General features: G+C 63.8%; 7 protein-coding genes and 1 pseudogene (1 of these 8 running past the window's edge). 5 read left to right on the plus strand and 3 right to left on the minus strand.

Going from position 1 to position 5,174, the window contains the following annotated elements:
- Window positions 1-540 precede the first annotated feature (540 nt).
- The 4 genes from GEV06_27075 to GEV06_27090 all read left to right on the plus strand — a co-directional run bounded on the left by GEV06_27075 (window position 541) and on the right by GEV06_27090 (window position 3,602).
- Complete coding sequence (locus GEV06_27075) at window positions 541-1,206, plus strand: dihydrofolate reductase (GenBank protein MPZ21523.1); 666 nt, start codon at window positions 541-543, stop codon at window positions 1,204-1,206.
- Window positions 1,097-1,474, plus strand: coding sequence for a TonB-dependent receptor (locus tag GEV06_27080; protein ID MPZ21524.1), 378 nt, complete (start codon window positions 1,097-1,099; stop codon window positions 1,472-1,474). Before GEV06_27075 ends, GEV06_27080 begins: the two co-directional genes overlap by 110 nt.
- A 111-nt stretch (window positions 1,475-1,585) precedes the next feature.
- Window positions 1,586-3,265: a hypothetical protein gene (locus GEV06_27085; GenBank protein MPZ21525.1), complete on the plus strand. Its 1,680-nt coding sequence runs from the start codon at window positions 1,586-1,588 to the stop codon at window positions 3,263-3,265.
- On the plus strand, window positions 3,213-3,602 hold the full coding sequence (locus GEV06_27090) for a hypothetical protein (GenBank protein ID MPZ21526.1): 390 nt from the start codon (window positions 3,213-3,215) through the stop codon (window positions 3,600-3,602). Before GEV06_27085 ends, GEV06_27090 begins: the two co-directional genes overlap by 53 nt.
- A 60-nt stretch (window positions 3,603-3,662) precedes the next feature.
- Here the strand turns inward: GEV06_27090 and GEV06_27095 are convergent, their stop codons facing one another.
- The 3 genes from GEV06_27095 to GEV06_27105 are packed head-to-tail and all read right to left on the minus strand — an operon-like array spanning window position 3,663 to window position 5,052.
- Window positions 3,663-4,157, minus strand: a complete 495-nt coding sequence (locus GEV06_27095) for a DinB family protein (GenBank protein ID MPZ21527.1) — start codon at window positions 4,155-4,157, stop codon at window positions 3,663-3,665.
- Entirely contained in the window at window positions 4,154-4,648 is a 495-nt protein-coding gene (locus tag GEV06_27100) for an ATPase (GenBank protein ID MPZ21528.1), read from the minus strand. Before GEV06_27100 ends, GEV06_27095 begins: the two co-directional genes overlap by 4 nt.
- Window positions 4,645-5,052 (minus strand): metalloregulator ArsR/SmtB family transcription factor, encoded by a 408-nt coding sequence (locus tag GEV06_27105; GenBank protein ID MPZ21529.1) that lies wholly within the window; start codon window positions 5,050-5,052, stop codon window positions 4,645-4,647. The genes GEV06_27100 and GEV06_27105 overlap by 4 nt, the downstream gene beginning before the upstream one ends.
- Before the next feature lie 91 nt (window positions 5,053-5,143).
- Between GEV06_27105 and GEV06_27110 the strand changes: the two are divergent.
- A pseudogene (locus GEV06_27110) lies at window positions 5,144-5,174 on the plus strand (hypothetical protein) (it continues 332 nt past the right edge of the window).

Raw genomic sequence — 5,174 nt, forward strand, 5'->3', positions numbered from 1 at the left:
CATTCCCTCGGGGGTGTCACCATCCGGAGTCCGACTCGCCTGCTCGCGGCTGGCGGACCCGCGCGACGGCGCGGCGTCCGATCCACCTGATGCAGCATCAGCACTATCGGACTTGGGTGCCTGCGATCCGTCTCGACTCCCTGTTGGATGACAAGCTGCAAGGAACAATGAGAGCACGCAGCTATACGTGACGAGATGTATTGCTCTCTCGAACATCACAATCCCCCCCGGCAGCCGAACACTGTGGCATTTTGGCATCTGGGCTTGTCGTGCTCGCCGAATCACAGCCAGGCCCCCGAAGCTTCTTCGCCGGCGTCACGGCGCTCTGGCTGAGTCTCTGGCCAAGTCTCTGGCCAAGTCTCTGGGAGATTCTGCTTTCCCTGATGTCGTTGGTCAACTCGTACACTGCGTGTCGTCTCCCCCGGCCTCGAAAAGAGAAGGGTTCACAGGGCATTTTACCCAGGTCTGTTACTTAGGTCTTGACCTCACTGTCTGGTGCGTGTGATAGTTCGGTCAGTGCCTAACTGGAGAACACACTTTATGCGTAAGCTAATCATTACCACGTTCCTCTCGGTCGATGGCGTCATGCAGGCACCTGGGGCACCGGATGAAGATCGGAGCGGCGGCTTCGCACACGGCGGCTGGATGGTGCCGCATTCCGACGAGGATCTGGGGCGCATCGTCACCGCGTGGATCGAACAAGCCAGCGCGTTCCTCCTGGGGCGAGGGACGTACGAAATCTTCGCCGCGCACTGGCCGCGCGTCACGGATCCAGACGACGTGATCGCGCGGGCGCTGAACAATCTGCCGAAGTACGTCGCCTCGACAACATTGAAGGCGGCGGAGTGGCACAACACGACGGTGATCTCGGGCGACGTCGTGGAAGCAGTGCGCGCCCTGAAGCAAGAGGGGACCGGCGAGCTGCAGGTGCATGGCAGCCCCGGCCTCGCCCAGACGCTGATTGCGAACGACCTCGTCGACGAGTACCGCCTCTGGGTTCATCCCGTGGTGCTGGGTAGCGGCAAGCGGCTCTTCGCGGATGGCGCTGTGCCGGCGGCACTGAGACTGAGCGCCACGAAAACGACCAGCACGGGCGTTGTTGTCCACACGTACGAACGCGCGGACGCGCTTCGCTACGGCGCGTTCTCCGTCGACGAGCAGACCAGCACTAAACGCCTGTTCCAGGGCGAGTTCCGAAAGGCATGATCCAGGGCCTCCCAGTATCCCGGCGAGGCCTGTGACCGGTGGCGTCGTTCGCGTCGGCACGCGCTTCACTGATGCCGAGAACACGATCCGGGCGCCCGGGTTCGTCCGCGTCGATGCCGGTGCATCAGTGGACATCTCGCCCGCATGGAGAATCCAGCTCACCGTCGACAACTTTTCCGACACCCGCTACATCGCGGCCGGGTGGGACAGCGCCTGGGAGGCTGGGATTCGCCGCCGAAGCTCCGTGACGCTGACGACACGGTTCTGACGGAGATCTCACCTGCGGCCTGATTCAACAGAAATACGTCCGACGAGACCGACAGCCTGACTAGACAGCGTCCGGGCACTGGCGCATGGTATCGTGCCCGTAGGGGGACACGTGCACGTCGATCCGGTTGAGTTCGAGATCTTCAAGAACGTGCTCATCTCGATCGCCGAGGAAATGGGCGTGACGCTGTGCCGCACGGCATTCTCGCCAAACATCAAAGAGCGATTGGACTACTCGTGCGCGGTCTACGACGCAGACGGCAACACCATTGCCCAAGGCGACCACATGCCGGTGCACTTGGGTGCCATGCCACTCTCGGTGCGAGCCGCCATCCAGTCGTGTCAGTTGGCGCCTGGAGACATGGTGGTGCTGAACGATCCATTCGAGGGTGGCACCCATCTTCCAGACATCACGCTCGTGTCGGCCGTGTATCTCGGGCGCCATGCGAAGCCTGCGTTCTATGTGGCGAACCGGGCGCATCACTCCGACGTCGGTGGCATGAGCCCGGGCTCCATGCCGTTGGCCAGCGAGCTCTTCCAGGAAGGGTTGATTATTCCCCCGGTCACGCTCGTGCGCCGCAATCGCGTCGTGGAGGACGTCCTTCGCTTCATCCTGTCGAACGTACGAACACCGGATGAGCGAGAGGGCGATCTGACCGCGCAGATCGCCGCAAACCGCGTGGCGGAGCTGCGGCTACGTGAAGTGGTGGCAAAGTACGGCCGCCGAAAGGTCGAGCGATACGCAGCTGCCGTCCAGGACTACACGGAGCGGATCGTCCGGCGAACGATTGGAGAGCTCCCCGACGGCGAGTACAGCTACGACGATGCGCTGGACGATGACGGGCTGAATGGCCAGCCGGTGTGGATCCGCGTTCGCATCCGCATCAACGGAGAAGATGCGGAGGTCGACTTCACCGGCAGCGACCCGGAGACCAAGGGAAACGTGAACGCGAACTTCGCTATCTCGCTCTCCGCCACGTTGTATGCGTTCAGATGTCTCGTTCCACAGGACGTCCCCTACAACGCCGGTGTCTCCCGCGCGGTGCGCGTCGTCGCGCCCGAAGGTCTCATCGTCAACGCCAGGCGGCCTGCTGCCGTGGCCGGAGGCAACGTCGAGACGTCCCAGCGAATCACCGACGTGGTCCTCGGAGCGCTCGCCCAGGCCGTCCCGGAGCGCGTGCCGGCTGCCAGCCAAGGCACCATGAACAATGTGACGCTCGGCGGCATCGACCCGCGAAGCGGGCGGCGCTTTGCATACTACGAGACCATTGGGGGCGGCATGGGTGGGAGAAACGGCGCCGCCGGCTTGAGCGGTGTGCACACTCACATGAGCAACACACGCAACACGCCGGTCGAGGCCATCGAACAGTACCTGCCCGTGCGCATCCGGCAGTATCGCCTCCGCGACGGCAGCGGCGGCAGGGGACGCTATCCAGGTGGCGACGGCATCATCCGGGAGTACGAAATGCTGTGCGACACGGATGTGACGATCCTCTCGGATCGCCGTCGCAAGCCGCCATACGGCGCATGCGGGGGGCAGGACGGCGCATGCGGGCAGAACGTGCTCATCCGTGACGGCGTCGAAGAAAAGCTTCCCGGGAAGGTACAGCTACGCCTTCGACCCGGGGATCGCCTCCGCATCGAGACGCCGGGCGGTGGAGGCTACGGGTCGGACAGCGCGAACCCTGACCTACCAGGATTACTTCTCGTTCCTCCCGTCACCACTCGACGGCCTCGGCGTGAACGTCAACTACACGGCCACCGATTCGGCCGTGACGCTCTTCGAGCGTGACGATGCGCTGCCGTTCTTCAAGCAGTCGGACCACATCGGCAACATCGCGCTGCTCTACGAGAAGTTCGGCGTGGCCACACAGATCTCGATGTCGTTCAACAGCCCTGCGCTGGGCGCGGTCGGATCCGACACCGACAGCGACGGTTACGACGACTGGTATCGGGTGGTGGACCTGAAGCTCAGCGCGCCGATCGCCCGCGGCCTTCGCGGCCTGTTCGAGGTCTCCAACATGAACAACGGGCACCGGCTCGCGTACGCCGGAGTCGCCGACCGCCGCACGGCCGACGAGCGCTACTCCTGGAGCCTGTACGCCGGCGTGGACTGGCGGCTGCGATGAGCCGACGCGAACTGACGGTATCGATAGGTCGGTGTCAAGCTCCGCACGCGTTCGTGCTCATCAGCCGCGCTCGTCGGCGGTCGGGCCGTAGGCGCCGGGGACAGGAACGTCGAGTAGCCGAAGATAGACCGATAGCTGCCCGCGATGATGGATCATGTGGCTCAGCGTGAAATCGCGAAAGGCCTCCGCTTTCGGACGCTCGACGCGCACTTTACCGAGGAGCTTGAGGCGCCAGGATGCGCTCAGGGCCGACTCATCGAGGCCTTCCAGGATGTTCTTGCCGCGCGTCACCTTCTCACCGAACGTCGTCAGGAGCGCGCCAAGAGACGCAGCCTGATAGGGCCGGAGCGTGGACGGATCGAGGTCGAGCTCATCGAGCGCGAAGATGGCATCGACCCAGCCCACGCAGTCGACGATGTGCGAAGCCAGCCCGCCGGCGGTGAACGACTTCGGGTGCGGACGCCACCCGAGCTGGTCGGGCGGTATCCGCTCGAGCAGCCGGCGCGTCGTCCCCGTCTCGTTGTTGTATTCAGCGATCAGGGATTCGAGCGTCACTGGGCATCTCCGAGGGACGCCAGCATCTCGGCCAGCATGTTGTAGCCAACCTCCATCCCGGTGGCAAAGTTCGTTTGGAGTGCCCCATCGCGGGCGGCCTTCGACGCGTAGAGCACCGTGACCTCGAGCGTGGTCGTGGCCTCATGTTCGGTCAGGATGGTGGTCACCACGGTCTCGCCGCCGGTCCAGTCTTCGTCGAACAGCTCGGTGTGGACGATGCGCACCGGAGGTTCGATCTCGCGGAAGACACCGCGCAGGCCCATCTCGCGACCGTTCGTTTTCCGCCAGACATATCGGAATACGCCGCCCACGCGCAGATCCACCTCGCACACGGCCAATGTCCATCCGTTCGGCCCGTGCATCCAGCGCATCAGCAGATCGGGCATCGTCAACGCCTTGAAGACCTGTCTGCGGGGTGCGTTGAACATCCTGGTCACCTGAACCTCGCGATCGGAGGGCGTCGTCACCGTCAGCGTTCCGCCGTTCGTCATTGCTTCGACCTCCTTCGAGTCGTGCGTGCGCGTGCGCGCCGGGGCGCGGTTCGCTCAGCGGCCTGCATCTCCTCGAGCACGGCATCCAAGCGTCGAAAATTGCGCTCCAATACGTTGCGGTAGCCCTCGAGCCAGGCCGTTGCGGCTTCGAGCGGCTTTGGCTCAACCCGCACAGGTCGCCGCTGCGCGTCGCGCCCGCGCGACACCAGGCCAGCGCGCTCGAGCACCTTCAGGTGCACGGAGATGGCTGGCTGGCTCATCGAGAAGGGCTGGGCCAGCTCGGTTACCGAGAGCTCGCCCGAAGCGAGGCGAGCCAGGATGGCGCGCCTCGTGGGGTTGGCGAGCGCCGCGAACGTGGCGTCCAGCCGTCTCGTGGACGACCGTCCATAACCACTGTGTTTCATAAACAATTGATTATATACATGCGCCGCGACTAACAGTCAAGGACCATCATTCCTTGACATATCATCAACGTTGTGGAACATAATTCCGTCCGTGCCTTCAACGCTTGGCGAATTCGAGCAAC

It is taken from the genome of Luteitalea sp. (assembly GCA_009377605.1).
In the GTDB taxonomy this organism is placed as follows: domain Bacteria; phylum Acidobacteriota; class Vicinamibacteria; order Vicinamibacterales; family Vicinamibacteraceae; genus WHTT01.

Excerpts from the sequence above, each read along its gene's own strand:
- GEV06_27100 (MPZ21528.1), bottom strand. The coding sequence starts at position 4,648 with ATGACGAACGGCGGAACGCTGACGGTGACGACGCCCTCCGATCGCGAG.
- GEV06_27075 (MPZ21523.1), top strand. The coding sequence starts at position 541 with ATGCGTAAGCTAATCATTACCACGTTCCTCTCGGTCGATGGCGTCATG.
- GEV06_27105 (MPZ21529.1), bottom strand. The coding sequence starts at position 5,052 with ATGAAACACAGTGGTTATGGACGGTCGTCCACGAGACGGCTGGACGCC.